The sequence below is a fragment of the Micromonospora sp. NPDC023966 genome, assembly GCF_040639095.1.
Taxonomy (GTDB): domain Bacteria; phylum Actinomycetota; class Actinomycetes; order Mycobacteriales; family Micromonosporaceae; genus Micromonospora.
In genome coordinates, this window is sequence record NZ_JBEZZJ010000037.1 from 50,093 (window position 1) to 65,840 (window position 15,748).

General features: G+C 74.2%; 14 protein-coding genes. 7 read left to right on the plus strand and 7 right to left on the minus strand.

All coding sequences use genetic code 11. The features are described 5' to 3' along the window. Nucleotides 1–118: 118 nt before the first annotated feature. Nucleotides 119–1,018, minus strand: a complete 900-nt coding sequence (locus AB0F68_RS29950; protein ID WP_357344282.1) for an alpha/beta hydrolase — start codon at nucleotides 1,016–1,018, stop codon at nucleotides 119–121. 152 nt (nucleotides 1,019–1,170) lie between these two features. Here AB0F68_RS29950 and AB0F68_RS29955 point away from each other — a divergent pair, with 152 nt between their 5' ends. Further along, the gene (locus AB0F68_RS29955) at nucleotides 1,171–2,481 is read left to right on the plus strand and encodes an aminotransferase class V-fold PLP-dependent enzyme (protein ID WP_357344283.1); all 1,311 of its coding nucleotides are present in this window, start codon (nucleotides 1,171–1,173) and stop codon (nucleotides 2,479–2,481) included. A 134-nt stretch (nucleotides 2,482–2,615) separates the two neighbouring features. Beyond that, nucleotides 2,616–3,251 (plus strand): hypothetical protein, encoded by a 636-nt coding sequence (locus tag AB0F68_RS29960; RefSeq protein ID WP_357344284.1) that lies wholly within the window; start codon nucleotides 2,616–2,618, stop codon nucleotides 3,249–3,251. A gap of 9 nt (nucleotides 3,252–3,260) precedes the next feature. On the opposite strand, the gene AB0F68_RS29965 is transcribed toward AB0F68_RS29960, so the two are convergent. The 3 genes from AB0F68_RS29965 to AB0F68_RS29975 form a co-directional block, all read right to left on the minus strand. Further along, entirely contained in the window at nucleotides 3,261–4,424 is a 1,164-nt protein-coding gene (locus tag AB0F68_RS29965; RefSeq protein ID WP_357344285.1) for a glycosyl hydrolase, read from the minus strand. After that, nucleotides 4,421–6,253: a glycosyltransferase family 2 protein gene (locus AB0F68_RS29970; protein WP_357344286.1), complete on the minus strand. Its 1,833-nt coding sequence runs from the start codon at nucleotides 6,251–6,253 to the stop codon at nucleotides 4,421–4,423. The genes AB0F68_RS29965 and AB0F68_RS29970 overlap by 4 nt, the downstream gene beginning before the upstream one ends. A gap of 147 nt (nucleotides 6,254–6,400) precedes the next feature. Continuing rightward, nucleotides 6,401–7,870, minus strand: a complete 1,470-nt coding sequence (locus tag AB0F68_RS29975; RefSeq protein ID WP_357344287.1) for a glycosyltransferase family 39 protein — start codon at nucleotides 7,868–7,870, stop codon at nucleotides 6,401–6,403. A 295-nt stretch (nucleotides 7,871–8,165) separates the two neighbouring features. Between AB0F68_RS29975 and AB0F68_RS29980 the strand changes: the two genes are divergently transcribed. From AB0F68_RS29980 to AB0F68_RS29995, 4 genes are all read left to right on the plus strand, one after another. Next, nucleotides 8,166–9,335, plus strand: a complete 1,170-nt coding sequence (locus AB0F68_RS29980; protein ID WP_357344288.1) for an alcohol dehydrogenase catalytic domain-containing protein — start codon at nucleotides 8,166–8,168, stop codon at nucleotides 9,333–9,335. A 116-nt stretch (nucleotides 9,336–9,451) separates the two neighbouring features. Next, a complete protein-coding gene (locus AB0F68_RS29985) occupies nucleotides 9,452–10,096 on the plus strand; it encodes a TetR family transcriptional regulator (protein WP_357344289.1) in 645 nt (214 codons plus the stop codon). 8 nt (nucleotides 10,097–10,104) lie between these two features. Beyond that, nucleotides 10,105–11,691 (plus strand): MDR family MFS transporter, encoded by a 1,587-nt coding sequence (locus AB0F68_RS29990; RefSeq protein ID WP_357344290.1) that lies wholly within the window; start codon nucleotides 10,105–10,107, stop codon nucleotides 11,689–11,691. 100 nt (nucleotides 11,692–11,791) lie between these two features. Beyond that, the gene (locus tag AB0F68_RS29995; RefSeq protein ID WP_357344291.1) at nucleotides 11,792–12,793 is read left to right on the plus strand and encodes a tetratricopeptide repeat protein; all 1,002 of its coding nucleotides are present in this window, start codon (nucleotides 11,792–11,794) and stop codon (nucleotides 12,791–12,793) included. 4 nt (nucleotides 12,794–12,797) lie between these two features. Here AB0F68_RS29995 and AB0F68_RS30000 read toward each other — a convergent pair whose 3' ends face one another. The 3 genes from AB0F68_RS30000 to AB0F68_RS30010 are packed head-to-tail and all read right to left on the minus strand — an operon-like array spanning nucleotide 12,798 to nucleotide 14,670. After that, on the minus strand, nucleotides 12,798–13,745 hold the full coding sequence (locus AB0F68_RS30000; protein WP_357344292.1) for a hypothetical protein: 948 nt from the start codon (nucleotides 13,743–13,745) through the stop codon (nucleotides 12,798–12,800). Beyond that, complete coding sequence (locus AB0F68_RS30005) at nucleotides 13,742–14,122, minus strand: hypothetical protein (RefSeq protein ID WP_357344293.1); 381 nt, start codon at nucleotides 14,120–14,122, stop codon at nucleotides 13,742–13,744. Before AB0F68_RS30005 ends, AB0F68_RS30000 begins: the two co-directional genes overlap by 4 nt. Nucleotides 14,123–14,175: 53 nt before the next feature. Further along, nucleotides 14,176–14,670 carry a transposase gene (locus AB0F68_RS30010; protein WP_357344298.1) on the minus strand — a complete coding sequence of 165 codons (495 nt, stop codon included), beginning with the start codon at nucleotides 14,668–14,670 and terminating at the stop codon, nucleotides 14,176–14,178. Between AB0F68_RS30010 and AB0F68_RS30015 the strand changes: the two genes are divergently transcribed. Beyond that, nucleotides 14,557–14,826, plus strand: a complete 270-nt coding sequence (locus AB0F68_RS30015; RefSeq protein ID WP_357344300.1) for a hypothetical protein — start codon at nucleotides 14,557–14,559, stop codon at nucleotides 14,824–14,826. The genes AB0F68_RS30010 and AB0F68_RS30015 overlap by 114 nt on opposite strands. Nucleotides 14,827–15,748 lie beyond the last annotated feature (922 nt).

A 15,748-nucleotide genomic window follows, 5' to 3' on the forward strand; every position in this document is an offset into this window, starting at 1 on the left:
TTCCACCTTGGGTAAACCTCTTCTAAAAGCGGGGGCCCGGGGGGCGTCCCGCCCGCGCCGCCCGCCCCCCCCCCCCCGGGGGGGGCGGCCGCCGCGGCGGCCGCCCCGGGGGCGAGGCTCAGGAGCTGGGGCAGGTGTTGCGGTACTCCTCGATGGCCAGTCCGTTCGGGCCCGGGCACAGGAACTGCTCGTAGCGGGTGTCGTTGTCCACGAAGCGCTTCAGCCAGGCCACCATCTGCTTTGCCGTCGGCGTGTTCACCGACTGCGGGAAGAAGTGGCTCGCCCCGTTCAACTCCAGGTACGCCTTCTCCGACGAGGCCGGGATGCTGGTGTAGAAGGGCACCGAGTGGCTGGCGACCGGGGCGATGGTGTCGCTCTCCCCACCGACGATGAGCGTCGGCACCGTGACTTCCGACCAGGTCTTGTCGAGGTTCCACGGGGCGAGCGGGACGGCGGCCTGCAGCGACGGCCGGGCGGCGGCGGCTTCCAGGGTGCCGCCACCGCCCATCGAGTGCCCGGCCACGGCCAGCCGGCTCGCGTCGATCCGGCCCCGGACGGAGCTGCGCTGGACCAGGTAGTCCAGCGCGGCCAGGAGCTGGCGACCACGGCTGTCCGGCTGGTCGAGGAGGGTGTTGGTCTCGATGCCGATGACCACGAAGCCGTGCGAGGCGATCCGCGGCCCGAGCCAGCTGAGGCTCGACCAGGTGGCCGTGTAGCCGGGCGAGATCGCGATGGCGCCGAAGGTGCCCTCGCTGGTGCTGGTCGGGTAGTAGACGACTCCGCCGCCGAAGCCGGTGACGCTCAGCGCGGAGACGCTGTAGGACGTGGTGGCGAAGGGGCCGCGGCTGGCCTCCAGGAGGGCGTCGGTCGGCGCGGGGCCGCGCTCGTAGGGGTTGTCGGCGGCCTGGACGCCGGCGGGGACGGCCAGGGCGCCGCCGACGGCCAGGACGGCCGCCACGGCGATCCGGGCCAGGGCACGGACGGGGGTACGGGGACGGGTGGTGGTGGCTGATCGCACGTCGTCTGCTCCTTGTCGGGTCGGAGATCCATTGACATGCATCAGTATTGGAGTCCCCGCCCGGCGCCCGCATCGGCGAAATCACCAGTCGTCGCGCCGGCCGCTCACGGCGCGGTGACCTGACCGTGACGTGGACAGTGGACGATGGACTGATGCAGCTCACCCGACGGAACCTGCTCGGCGTGACCGCGGCGGCCGGCGTGACCGGCCTGGCCACCGGCTGTGAGCCGGAGCGACGGGAGGCAGCCGGGCCGGCGGCGAGCGCCGCTCCCGCCCTGGACCCGGCGAGCTGGGAGAGCGTACGGGCCCAGTTCGCGCTCGACCGCGACCGGGCGCACCTGGCCACCTTCGTCTTCGCGTCCCACCCGGCCCCGGTGCGCGCCGCCGTCGCCGCGCACCGCGACGGGCTCGACCGGGACGCGGTGGGCTACCTGGGCGCCAACGAGGAGCGCCTCGACGGCGCGGTGCTCGGGGCGGCGGCCCGCCACCTCGACACCCGACCCGACCAGATCGCGCTCACCGACTCGACCACCATGGGCCTCGGACTGGTCTACACCGCGGTGCGGCTGGGGCCGGGCGACGAGGTGCTCACCACCGAGCACGACTTCTACGCCACCCACGAGTCGTTGCGGCTGCGGGCCGAGCGGGACGGGGTGCCCGTCCGCCGGGTACGCCTCTATCAGGATCCGGCGGTGACCACCGTCGACGAGATGGTCGGCAGCCTCGCGGCGGCGGTCTCCGCCCGCACCCGGGTGGTGGCGCTGACCTGGGTGCACTCCAGCACCGGCGTGAAGCTGCCGGTCCGGCAGCTCGCCGAGGCGGTCCGCGCGCGCAGCCCCGAGGCGCTGGTCTGCCTCGACGGTGTGCACGGCTTCGCCGCCGACGCCGCGACCCCGGAGCAGCTGGGCTGCGACCTGCTGGTCTCCGGCTGCCACAAGTGGCTGCTCGGGCCGCGGGGCACCGGGCTGGTCTGGGGCAGCACCCGGGCGTGGAGCCGGCTGACCCCGGTCATCCCCACCTTCGACGGGCGCAGCATCGGCCGCTGGCTGTCCGCCGGCACGGGCGGGCAGCCGACGCCGCCGGGGCCGGCGCACACGCCGGGCGGCTACCACAGCTTCGAGCACCGGTGGGCGCTCGCCGACGCCTTCGACTTCCACCACCGGATCGGTCCGGCCCGGGTCGCGGCGCGGAACCGGGAACTCGCCGACCGGCTCAAGGAGGGCCTGGCCGGCATCCGCGGGATCCGGCTGATCACCCCGCGCTCGGCCGAACTCTCCGCCGGGGTGGTCTGCTGCCACGTGCCCGACGTGCCGGTGGGTGAGGCGGTGGGCCGGCTGTACGCCGCCGGCGTGATCGCCAGCAGCACCCCCTACAGCCCGTCCCACCTGCGCTTCGGCGCGACCATCGCGAACAGCGAGGCGGACGTCGAGGCGGCGCTGAAGGCGGTGCGCGGGCTGGTGTGAGCCCCGCCGTCCACCGGGCTCGCTTCCGGGCGCCGGGCGGCACTCCCCCGGCGACCGGCAGGTGTGCCGTGGCCTTTTCCGGGAATGGCACGCCGGCCGGTGGCCGACGGGCCGGCGCGGGCGACGGAGGTCAGGTGGGCAACGGGAGGCAGGATCCGGACGAGCCGCGGGCGGGTGCCGCCGATCCGCGGCGCGAGGCGGAGGGCGGCCGGCGGCCGCCCGCCGGCGTGCACCACAGCGGCAAGACGATGTCCGACCCGGACGTGGTCCTCCAGATCCCCCACCTCCGGGTGGACGACATCTGCGTCGAGGTCGACGACCTGGACGCCCACGTGTCCCTGCGCGCACGGCTGGGCCGCCTGCTCCAGTTGGACGTCGGGGTGCAGGCCCGGCTGGGCACGGTCCGGGTCGACATCCGGGGCGTGACGACGGAGGCCATGCTGGAGGTCCGGCTCGACGAGCTGAACGGGATCATCGACCGCGCCCTGAGCACCATCGACCGCAACCCTCAGATCATCGAGGCGGTGGTCCGGACCGTCGACACCACGGTCAACCGGGTGGGCGAGGCCGCGCAGCAGGCGCCGGGCCTGTCGGCAGCGCTGGCCCGGTCGCTCCAGCCGGCAGCCGAGGCGCCGGGCGGTGCGGCCGGCCCGCCGGGGCGTACCACGGGGCGGCGGATGAAGAAGCCCGGCGGGGGTGGCCGCCCGCTGCGGCGGATCGCGGCGCGGCTGCTGCCCGGCTGCGGACCCGAGCCGGGAGGCGACGGATGACCTACCGGCCTACTCGTCCCGCTCGGTGCGCGGGAGCAGCTCCGGTGACCAGTGGACGTCGTAGCGCGGGGCGGCGACGGAATCGGCGAAGGCCTTGGAGGCGGCCGGCGAGGCGGCGATCCGCCAGTCCAGCTCCTTGTCCACCTCGAACCAGATGAGTCCGATGACGTCCCGGTGCTTCGGCAGCGCCCGGAAGGTGTCCCGGATCCACTGGGCCTTGCGACCGCCGGCGTCGGTGGCGCCGGTCTCGGTGACGACCATCGGCCTCCGGCTGAAGGTGCGGATCTCCGCGATGGTGGGGCCGAAGATGGCGTCGAAGGACGTGTAGTCCGACCACGTTCCGGTGCCGTAGTAACCGGTGGTGCCCACCCAGTCGACGTAGTCGTCGCCCGGGTAGAGGTCCGCGAGGTTTCCGGTGGTCTTGCTCCACCGGGCGTTCGGGCTCCACACCCAGATGACGTTGGTGGCGCCGGCCCGCTCGAAGAGATCGTGCACGTGCCGCCACGCCTGGACGTACTCGCCGGGGCGGTTGCCGTTGGCCTTCTCGCACCACGGGTACCAGTCGCCGTTCATTTCGTGGGCGAACCGGATGGCGACCGGGTAGCCGAGTGACTTCACGCCCTCGGCCCAGGAGCGCAGGTAGCTGTCGAAGTCGCCGTTCACGATCCGCGACAGCCGGTAGTACGGCTGGGTGGAGCGCACCCGGTCGATCTGGCGGACGGTCAGCTTCTTCTGCTTCCGGGCCGCCTCGTCCACGCGGTAGTCCCAGGGTTCCCAGCCCAGCATGGGCAGCATGCCGCGGGCCTTGATCCGGTCGAAGAGCATCCGGTCGAAGGTCGCGGACGCCCAGCCGGCGCCGAAGAGCATCACCTGCGGCTGGCGCTTCGCCGCCGCCGCGAAGCGGTCGACGGCGGTGAAGTCGTACGGCCCCTTGTCGGTCATCACGCCGAAGAAGGCCTTGCCGGCCGGCGGGAAGAGGCCGGCGGCCGGTCCGATCGTGGTCACCGCCGCGGCGTCGGCCGTCACCACCGCGTCCGGCGCGGCCCGGGCGACCCGGTCGGGCGGGGCCGCCGTCGGCCCGCCGTGCTGCGCGGCCGGCGCCACGGCGAAGGCGTACGCCAGCAGCACCACGCCGACCAGCAGCAGCGCCACTCGGGGCACGGTCAGTCTCACCACGACACACCTCCGTCGATCCCGGCCCGTGCCACCGGCGCGGGTCGTTCCTCACTTCCGGCCGGAACGACCGGCTCGGCCCGGTTCTCGGGCCGCTCCCGCCGGGTCCGCAGGTTCTCCGCGAGCGCGATGAGCGGTGGGCCGAGTCCGGTCAGTACGGTCAGTACCGGCCACACCCGCAGCAGCGGGTAGTCGTTGTGCAGCGCGAAGCTCGCGCCGAGCAGGCCCGCGGCGGCGGCCGCCCAGCAGAGGTGCAGCCGGAACGTGCCGAGCGACTCAACGGTGCGCAGCGTGCCCTTGGCGGTCACCACGAACCCGAGCTTGCGGCGCAGCAGCGCGCCGACCGCGGCGGCCACGTAGATCGGCCCGGCGAAGAGCGCCAGCGCCATGCCGACCAGGCCGATCTCCTCGCGCTCGTGCGGGGCGATGTTGAACCGGCGGAGCCAGAGCCAGAGCAGGAACCAGGTGCCCAGGGTCGAGCCCCAGAGCACCGACCACACGGTGACGTCGAGCCGCGCCGTGCTCACCCCGGTGAGCAGGTACATGGCGGTGGCGACGTTGCCCAGCAGCAGGCTGACCGCCACGCTCGGGTAGTAGAACTGGAGCAGCCGGTACTGCCAGCGCCGCCGCGACGGCAGCTCACGGGGGGCGCGCAGCTCGGGGCGGACGAGGATCTGGCAGATGCCGGCCGCCCAGCGCTTCTGCTGGTTGAAGTAGTCCGCCCAGGAGGTCGGGCCCTCGCCGATGGCCACCACGTCGGGGGTGTAGACGCCCTTCCACCGGTTGGCGGTGGCCGGGTTGACGGCGGCGTGGATCCGGATGCTGGTCAGGTGGTCCTCGATGATCGAGTCCTGGTAGCCGCCGATGGTCCGCCAGGCCGACGGTCGGTAGAGGTGGCCGGTGCCGGTGAGCAGCGGCGCGTCCAGCCCGTTGCCGCCGCGGGCGATGAGACCGTTGTAGAGGTACTGCTGCACCGAGGCGCCGTGCGCGACGAAGTTCTGGTGCATGTTGCCGTACACCTGGGGGGTAACCACGAAGGCGACGTCCGGGTCGCGGAAGTAGCCGAGGGTGCGTTCGAGGAAGTTGGGCAGCGGCACGTGGTCCGGGTCGACGTTGGCCACCACGTCGTACCGGTCCTCGTGCTCGGCCCGCCAGGCGTTGTGGTTGCCGGACTTGGTCCGGGCCCGGAACTCCCCGCCGGGCTGGTTGTACTCCGGGCGGCCCTTGCGGCTGAAGTGGTGCACGCCGAGCCGTGCGGCCATCTCCTTCACCGCCGGGTCGTCGCCCTCGTCGAGGATCCAGACGTCCACCTGGCCGCAGTAGACGATCTGTCGCAGCCGGCGCAGCGTCCGCTCCGCCACGTCGAGCGGTTCCTTGCTGGGCACGATCGTGGTGAGCAGGGCCACCCGCAGGCCGACCGGTGGGTCGACCGGCACCGGATCCCGGGCGTGGAACGCGAACACCCACACGACGACGTTCTGCGCGAGGCGGATGAGCTCGACGCCGACGACCACGCAGAAGCCGAGCCGGGCGGCGAGCGTCGGCCAGCCGCCAGGGCCGACCACGCCCGGCCCGGGCACGTGCTGGGGCAGCAGCAGCCAACCGACGAACAGCAGCCCGGCCGCGCTGTTGAGCAGCACGAGCAGGGTCAGCATCAGCCGCGCCGCGGTCGAGCCGACCGGGCGGAACTCGACCGCCGCGTCCGGGCGCCGCGGCGCGACCAGCGGACCAGCGGTGGCGCCGCACCGGGCGTACGCCTGGCGGGCCCGGACGTTCAGCTGCCGGCGGTCCGGTCCGTTCCGGGCGGGCGGGCCGGCCGGGGCGATCACCGGCGGACGGTCGCCCGGGATGTCCGTGCGGGCCCGGGACGGGCGTGTATCGGCGGCGACGGCCACGTTTCCCCCATGGTGCTCTCGCCACGAACCCGGCAGAGGTCGATCCTAAGCGGGCAATGAGGCACAAAAGGTGCGAATAGGTCAGAGGGTGGTGCGCTCGTCCACCAGCAGGGCCAGCGTGAACCCGGTGGGGTGCCAGACCTGCGCCATCCGGTATCCGGTCCGGAGCAGCCGCTCCGTCGCGCCACCGAGCGGCGGCACGGGATCCCTGCGGTCGCCGGGGCGGATCACCCACAGCCGCCGGACGCCCCGCAGGCAGCCCGCACAGTCCTGTGGCGGCGCCGCGGCGAACACGTCCGCCGGTCGCCGGTCGGCGGGAAGGTAGCGGGCCACCAGGGTCCGCGCGTCGGCGTCGCCGTAGACCACGCCGTCGCCGGGCAGCCGCCGCGCGCCGACGATCCCGGCGACCTCGCGGGTGGCCTGCCCGTGCCCGTCGGGCGCGCGCACCGCCGCCTGGGTCGGCGCGCCGATCAGGGCCAGGGCCGCCAGGACCCCCACCCACCAGCGGGCGCGCACCCGGGACAGGGCGACCGCGGCCAGCGCCGCCCAGGCCGGCACCGTGAAGAGCAGGCTGGCCGGTGACCAGACGGGGGTCGCCTGCGCGACGAGCAGCAGGCCGAGCGGCGGCACCACGGCCCACGCGGTGCAGACCGCCGCGGCGTGCCGCAGCGGAAGGCTGAACAGGGCCAGCCCGAGCAGCACCGCACCCAGCGCGGCCACGCCGAACAACTCCCCGGGGGTCGCGGCGAGGGCCGCCGGGTCGGGACGGGCCGCCGGCGCGAGCTGCCCGCCGGCACGTACCCCGGACCAGAGCAGCGCGGCGGCCGGCAACACGCCGAGGGTCGCGGCGGCCAGCCACCGGCCGGCCGCCCCGCGCCGGAAGGCGAGCACGACCCAGCCGTGCCCGACGAGCAGCAGGAGCGCCACCGCGTGACACAGGCCCAGCAGGACCACTGCACCGGCGTACGGGGCGAGGCGTCGCAGGCTCGGCCGGTCGAGCGCGGGCAGCAGGAGCCAGGTGGCGAGCACCGCGGCGAACAGGGCCAGCGCGTACGGCTGGGCCTCCTGCGCGTACCGGGTGACGCTCGGCAGCAGCGCGAAGATCAGCCCGGCAAGAACGCCGGTGCCCGGCGCGAACATCCGGGCGGCCAGCGCGCCGACGAGCGCCGCGGCCGCCGTCACGGCGAGCAGGGACGGTACGCGCAGCGCGAGGTCGGAGGCGCCGAACACCGCCACCCAGGCGCGCATCAGCAGGTGGTACGGCGCGAGCGCGACGTCGCCGCCGGGCAGCCCGTCGGACCAGGGGGAGGTGGCGGCCCGCCAGGTCGCGAGTTCGGCCAGGCGCAGGCCCGGCGTGCCGGCGCCCACGACGCCGAGCACTCCCGCCAGCAGGGCGGGCAGCAGCCAGGCGGCGTGCCGCCACCGGAGGTCGGCCGGTGGACGGTGCGTGCGGACCCGGGCCCCGAGCGCCCCGTCCTCGCCCCACGGGTCCTCGACCCGGATCTCCCCCGGCCCGAGCCGGGGCAGGATCATGGTGTCCGCGTCCATCATCGTGACTCACGCATCCCTGTGGGTGCCGGCGACCGAGGCCCAGCCGCCCGGGGCGACGCCGGATCGGCGTGCTCGCGACGGTGCCGACCGCGGGCACGGCCGGCACCGGGAGTCCCCGGGTCGAGGACTGGATGACACCGTGGAGCCTAGTAAGCAACTCCGACATATCGCTCATGTACGGCGAAAAGGGCTGAGTGATACCTCGGACGGGCGAAATCGGTCAGCGACCGGAGCCGGTGCGATCGGGCCGCCCTGCCTCGGCTTTCGTGCGAGCATCGGCACGGAGGGACGAGGAGTGAAGGCGCTGGTGTGGCGGGGCGTGAACGAGCTGGCCGTGACCCAGGTCCCGGACCCACAGCTCCGCAACGAGCAGGACATGATCGTTCGGGTACGCAAGACCGCCACCTGCGGCTCCGACCTGCACCTGCTCGGCGGCCACCGCCCGTTCCCGGCACCCGGCGACGTGCTGGGGCACGAGTTCCTCGGTGAGGTGGTCGAGATCGGGCCACGGGTGCGCAGGCACCGGGTGGGCGACCGGGTGGTGGTCTGCTCCGTCGTCTCCTGCGGCCGCTGCTGGCACTGCCGGCGGCGGCAGTTCTCGCTCTGCGACAACGGCGGCACCGGCCCGGCCCTCGGCGAGCCGACCCCGGGTTCCGCCCCCGGCGGCTGCTACGGCTACTCGCCGGCCCTCGGCGGATTCGCCGGCAGCCACGCCGAGTACGTCCGGGTCCCGTACGCCGACCAGGGCGCCTTCACGGTGCCGGAAGGGGTCGCCGACGAGCGCGCCCTGTTCGCCTCCGACGCGGCCCCGACGGGCTGGATGGGCGCCGAACTCGGTGGCGTCCGGCCCGGTGACGTGGTGGCGGTGTGGGGCGCCGGCGGCGTCGGCCAGCTGGCGGCACGGGCCGCCGTGCTGCTGGGCGCGGAGCGGGTCATCGTGATCGACCGCCTGGCCGACCGGCTCCGGATGGCCGAGCGGTACCTCGGCGTCGAGACCCTCGACTACGACACCCGGGACGTCGGCGGGGAACTGCTGGAGTGCAGCGGCGGGCGGGGCCCGGACGTCTGCATCGAGGCGGCCGGCATGCCGGCGTCCGGCGGCGGCCTGCGGTTCTGGTACGACCGGCTCAGGCACCGGCTCCGGCCGGACCCACCCGTGGCCGCCCGCGAGGCCGTCCGCCACTGCCGCAAGGGCGGCAGCGTCTTCCTGCTCGGGGCGTACGCCGGCCTGGTCGACAGGTTTCCGCTCGGGGCCGTGGTGGACAAGGGCCTCACCCTGCGCGGCGCCCGGCAGCACGGCCACCGGTACATCCCCATGCTGCTGGACCGGATGGCCCGCGGCGAGCTGGTCACCGAACACCTCGCCACCCACACGATGCCGCTCGACCAGGCGCCCCTCGGCTACGACACGTTCCGGAACAGGCGCGACGGCTGCGTCCGGGCCGTCTTCGAGCCGCTCGGCTGAGCGCCGGTCAGGTCAGCGGGCCGGCCGGGGCCCGGCCACGGCCGGCCCTTGTCGGTCGGCTCACTTCAGCACACGAAACTTTGCACGCTCTGCAAGATCGCCTGTAGGGTCGCCCGGTGACCCTGGACAGCCCTCCCGCCGACACCGGCCTGCGCGACCGCAAGAAGCGGCGGACCCGCACGGCGCTGGCCACCGCGGCGCTGCGCCTGGTCGCCGAGCACGGTCTCGACCAGGTGACCGTCGAGGAGATCAGCGCGGCCGCGGACGTCTCCTCCCGGACCTTCTTCAACTACTTCCCGAGCAAGGACGACGCGCTCGTCGGCGACCAGGCCGTGCTCAACGCCCGGTTCGTGGCGCGCCTCGCCGAGGTGCCACCGGAGGTGCCCGCCCTCGCGGCCATCCGCGCGGCGCTCGCCGAGGTGATCGAGGAGATGCAGGAGGACCGCGAGCTGTGGCAGCTCCGCATGGACGTCGTCATGCGGAACCCGGCCCTGCTGCCGCGCCTGATCGCCGCGGGCGCCGAGGCGGAACGGTCGATGATCGACGTCGTCGCCGCCCGGGTGGGCGTACCCGGGGACCACGGGTTCCCGGCCCTGCTCACGAACGTCACCGGTGCCGCGTTCCGCACCGCCATGCTCCGCTGGGCGGCCGCCGCCGGCGCCCGGCCCCTCGCCGACCTGGTCGACGAGGCGTTCGACACCCTCGCCGCCGGCCTGCCGGACCCCGGCAGGGCGCCCGACCCGTCCCGCACCCCGAGTTGAGGAACAGCATGACCGCACCCACCGCGCCCGCCGACGCCGCCGAGGTCGGCCCGGCCCGCATGTCCCGCCGCGAAGTCCTCCAGGCCCTCTCCGGCCTCATGGTGGGCATGTTCGTGTCGATCCTCGCGTCCACGGTCGTGGCGAACGCGCTGCCGCGCATCATCGCCGACCTGAACGGCAGCCAGACCGTCTACACCTGGATCGTCACCACCGAACTGCTGGCCATGACGGCGACCGTGCCGCTGTGGGGCAAGCTGGCCGATCTCTACAGCAAGAAGCTGCTCATCCAGTCGTCCCTGGGCCTGTTCGTGATCGGCTCGCTCATCGCCGGCTTCACCCCGAACGTCGAGGTGCTGCTGCTCAGCCGGATCGTGCAGGGCGTCGGCGCCGGTGGCATGACCGCCCTGGCCACCATCGTGATGGCCGCCATGATCCCGCCGCGCGAACTCGGCCGGTACGCGGGCATCTTCGGCGCCGTCTTCGGCGTCGGCACCATCGCCGGGCCGCTCATCGGCGGGGTCCTGGTGGACACCTCCTGGCTCGGCTGGCGCTGGTGCTTCCTGATCGGCGTCCCGTTCACCCTGCTGTCGATCTTCCTGCTCCAGCGGACCCTGCACCTGCCGGTCGTCCGCCGGCAGGTACGGATCGACTGGCTCGGCGCCGCCCTCATCACGACGGGCGTCTCGCTGCTGCTGGTCTGGTCGTCGCTGGCCGGGCAGAAGTTCGCCTGGGCCTCCGGCTGGACCGCGCTCATGGTCGCCGGCGGGGTCGCGGTGCTGGCCGTGGCCGTGGTCGTCGAGTCCCGCGCCGCCGAGCCGATCGTCCCGCTGGACATCTTCCGCAACCGGACCGTCTCGCTGGCCACCGTGGCCAGCGTCCTGGTCGGCGTGGCGATGTTCGGCGGCACCGTCTTCCTGTCGCAGTACTTCCAGATCTCCCTGGGCAAGTCGCCGACCGTGGCCGGCCTCATGAGCCTGCCGATGATCTTCGGGCTGCTGGTGTCCTCGACCGTCGCCGGCCAGCACATCACCCGGTACGGCCGCTGGAAGATCTTCCTGGTCGCGGGCGGCGCCGTGATGACGGCCGGGATGCTGCTGCTCGGCACCATCGGCGCCGGCACCAGCGTCGTCGTCATCTCGGTCTACATGGCGGTGCTCGGCATCGGCGTCGGCATGCTGATGCAGAACCTGGTGCTGGCCGCCCAGAACGACGTGCCCGCCCACGAACTCGGCGCGGCCACCTCCGTGCTGACCTTCTTCCGCAGCATGGGCGGCGCGATCGGGGTCAGCGCTCTCGGCGCCATCCTGGCCAACCGGGTCACCGACCTGATGACCGAGCGGCTCGGCCCGGCCGCGGCCGGTGGCGGCTCCTCCACCGCCGTGCCGGACCTCTCCACGCTGCCCGAGCCGCTGCTGCGCATCGTGCAGGACGTCTACGGCACCGCCACCGCCGAGCTGTTCCTGGTCGGCGCGCCGCTGGCCCTGCTCGCCATGGTCGTGGTCCTGTTCATCAAGGAGAAGCCCCTGCACACGCTCAGCGGCGACGAGCGGCGGGCGCAGGAGGAGGCGGCGCAGGCCGCCGGCGTCGTCCACTGACGACTCGTCCGGAGCGGGGTCCCGCGCAGTCGATCGGGGGCTGCGCGGGACCCGCTCCGGATGCGAGGATGACCGGGTGTCATCGCTCGCGTTACCGCACGTGACCTTCCTGGGTGGGCATCCGCGTCGCACGAGCGGGACGACCGGGCTGACCGCCGTCCTCGACCGCTCCGGCATCGACCTGCGCCGGCCGATCCGCCGGTTCCTGCGCCTCCCCTGGCGCAGCCTGCGGGGGCTGGACATCCGAGCGCCGACCCTGCTCAGCCTGGCGCTCCACGATCGCCGCCTGCCCGACGGCGGCGCGTACCTCGACCTGCACCTGGACGACGGGGTGTGTTCGTTGCACGTCTCGGACACGCCGGCGGCGGAGCTGCGGGAGCGGCTCGCAGCGTGGGCGGCGGACGAGGCGGGGCCGCCCGAGCCGCTGCCCGCCATGCCCGCGCCGCCGCCGCGTTCGGCGCGGGGTCCGGTCGACGTGGTGCGGATGTCCCTCGACCTCTGGCGGGCCGCCGGCGTCGGCCGAGAGTCCATCCCCGATCGGAGCACGCTCGCATACCGGCTCAGCGTCGCCGAGGACCATCGCCACTGTGGCCGGTTCGCCGAGGCCCTCGCCCTGCTCGAACCCCTCGCCGCGGGGACGGCGGCGGCGTACGGGCCGTTCGACACCGACGCCCTGACCGTCCGCAACGCCCTCGGTCAGGCCTACCTGGCCGCCGGGCAGGTCGACGACGGGCTCGACGTGCTGCGCGAGGTGGTGGCCGCCGCCGAGCACGCGCAGGGCGACGACGCCGACCTCACCCTCGTCATCCGGAACAACCTGGCGGTCGGATACCAGCACGCCGGCCAGTACGCGCAAGCCATCGAGCTGCACGAACAGAACATCCGGCACAGCGAGCGCAGGCACGGGCGGCAGAGCCGGCAGACGGCCGGTCGGCGCAACAACCTGGCCGCCACCCTGGCGCTGGCCGGCTACCGGCGGCGGGCGATCGCGGGCTACTGGGAGGTCCTCGACGCGCTGCCGGCCGGTGTCCGCGAGGATTCGCTCGCGGTCACCGCCCGGCAGAACCTCGCCATCCTGCACAACCCGTCCTGGCGCCCGTGACCGGTCAGGGGCGGGGCGGTGAGCGGTCGGCGGAGCCGGCCCGCCGGGCGCGGGGCACCACGTCGTCCTTGCGGACGATCGCGGTGACCTGCTCACCGATCTCGCGGGTGAGCCGGCCTGGACAGGGCAGGCCGAGCTGCACCGCCAGGTCCCGGCCGTGCAGGTCGACGGCGGCCTCGGCCAGGTCGGCGTAGACCGCGACGGCCAGGCGGGCGCGGTAGCGGGCGGCGAGCAGCGCCACCAGCCCGACGGCCAGGGCCGGCCACCAGAACGCACCGAGGACGGCGTACAGCAGCCCCCAGCCCACCCCCCGGGCGGCCGCCCCGCACCGGTCCCGCGCGGCCGCCAGTTCGCCCCGCGTCTCGTCCGGGAGCAGCAACCACAGGCGCGGCCACCCGCTCGCCAGGTCAATGCCGTAGCTGCGATGCACCCGGACGTCGGTGGCGTGCAGCCGGTCGCCCACCCAGGTGGGCCCCGCCGGCTCCACGAGACAGATCGCCGCCCGCCGGGCGTGGGCCCGGCGCGCCCGGTCGCGCAACGCGGCGTCGCCGGTGTCCGCGAGGAGCGCGCGTTCCGCGGCCAGCACGGCCGCGTCCGCCCGCTCCCACCGGCGGAGACGCCGGGCGGCGAGCCGGCGCAGCACCGGCCCGGATCCGGTCAGGCTCCACGTCCAGGAGACGAGCATCCCCACCGACTGCGCGGTGAGCCCGGCCGCCGCCGCGCCGAGCAGGAACGCGACCGCACCGATCAGCACGGTCGCTCCGGATCCGCCGGCCGGCCGGGCGGTCAGCCCGTCCCACCAGGCCGCCAGGGCCCGCTGATCCACGGCGTGCCGCTGCCCGAGGACGTGGGCCAGGACCACCGCGCCGGCGAACAGCGCCCCCGGCAGCAGCAGCGCCGCCGTCCACCGGGTCACCAGCTGCCTGCCCAGCTCGGCGAGGACGGCGTTCACAACACGATCCGGCGCTGCCCGAACGGGGCGCCGGTCAGCCCGCACACCGGCCGGTCACCATCGCCGGCGGGGACCGCGCGGGGACACGGCAGCGGGCTCGGGCAGCCCCAGGCGACGACCGTGGGATGCCCGCCCCCGCCGAGCCACGGTTCGAAACCGCGTACGCCGATGGTCAGCCCGTCGATGCCGTGGCGGGCGAAGGCGTCGTCGAGCCGGTCGAGGTCCTCCTCCAGCCGGTCGTCCAGGCGGCCCTGGGCGACGGCCTCGGCGATCCGGTCGAGCACGTCGGCGACGCCGTACCGCTCGGCATGCTCCCGCAGCTGCCCTCCGACGGCCTGCCGGCACAGCCGGCCGACGCGCTCCGCAACGAGTTCCAAGGCCGCTCCTCGGGCACCGGTTGGCTTCCGCTGCCACCCTAGTGCGGTGTCCACTAACGTTCACCGGGTGTCCGGTGGGTGTTGTGGATCCTCGCCTTTTGGGCGAGCGACTCCCCACGCGGTGGTGGGGCGGGCCTCCGCGGGCCAACTGATCCTCGCGCCGCCTGGTGTGGGCGGCGGGGGTCACGTCGGGACTGGCCGGCACCGGGGAGGTGTCGGCCGGCTCGACGGTGCGTGACCACCCCGGGCACCCGAGCGGGTGTGGGGGTGGTGGGTCCGCTGCCCGGGGTGCGGGTGGCGATGGTGGCGGCCGCGACGAGGTCGCGGTGCCCGGCAAACGTGCAGTGTGGGCAGGTCAGGGTCCGGCCGCGGGGTTTCGGTACCCGCCGCCGGCAGGCCGGGCAGGTCGACGAGGTACCACGTTCGTCGACGAGGTGGACGGTGATGCCGGCGAGGGTGGCTTTGTCGGTGAGGACCTGCAGGAGCCGGCCGATCTGCCACTGCCGCAGCCGCAGGTTGTGCCGCCGCCCCGCGTCCAGGTCGAGCACCCCACGCGGGTCACCCACGTGCAACACACCGACCCGCTGACGTACCGCCCAGGACACCACCTGGCGGGCGGCCTCGTGTTGGGCCTGACGCACCCGACGCCGATGCCGGCCCTCAACCAGCCGCGCCCGACGCCGGTACTGGCGCCACCGCCGTGACCCCTTCTGACCGGGCTTCGGCGCCCGCCGGGCGACCGCACGGCGGCGGGCCTTCGTATCCGCCAGGTGCATGCGGTGCTCGGCGCGGACCGCCCGCCCCGACACCAACAACCCCGCACCGTCCGGGCCCGCCACCGCGTACGGGTGAATGATCCCCAGTCCACCCCCGCCACCCTGGCCGGCTCCGGTCCCTCACCGGCCGGATACGTCACCACCGGCACCTCAGCAGTCACGTCCAGGAACAGCCGGCCACCCTCACACAACAGCGTGACCGACCGGACCTGCTCAACCGGATACGGCAACTCCCGCGCCATCCGCACCCACAGCGGCGGGGCGCCTCTAGAGCAGGGGATCCGGACCCGATGCCCGTCGAGGGTGAACGTGCCGTGATACCAGCGCACCGGCACCAGCCCGCGGCGACGCCGCGGGAAACGCGCCGACACATCACCATCTTTGCGCCGTTTCACCGCCGCGAACCAGCCATCGGAGAATCGGCGCAACACCGACCGGGCACCCGTCGAATCCAACTCCCCGAACGTGCCCGGCCCCGACACCGCCAACACCCGACACAACTCCTGATAGCCCACCAGCGGCACATCCCGGCGGCGACGCCGCCACCCGTTGACCTCCAACACACACGCCCACACGTCACCAGCCGAACGCAGCAGCCCGAAACACCGCCGCCGCTGCCCTGACGTCACCCGCAACGCCACACGCGCGGGTGCGATGCACCACCCGGGGCGCGGCAGGATCCCGACGACGAGGCACAACCACACCCAACACCACCAGTACGACAAACTCCCCGGCACCCGACCCGGCGAACGTTTGTGGTCACGGCACTAGTGTGCTGCGCCAGAAGTTCGCCTCATAAGTGGGTGTAGGGTGGTGGGATGCCGAGGACCGGGCGTCCCACCCCGCCGCT

Bases quoted from the DNA above. Each gene is read 5' to 3' on its own strand.
- AB0F68_RS29990 (WP_357344290.1), top strand. From the start codon at position 10,105: ATGACCGCACCCACCGCGCCCGCCGACGCCGCCGAGGTCGGCCCGGCC.
- AB0F68_RS29975 (WP_357344287.1), bottom strand. From the start codon at position 7,870: ATGATGGACGCGGACACCATGATCCTGCCCCGGCTCGGGCCGGGGGAG.
- AB0F68_RS29955 (WP_357344283.1), top strand. From the start codon at position 1,171: ATGCAGCTCACCCGACGGAACCTGCTCGGCGTGACCGCGGCGGCCGGC.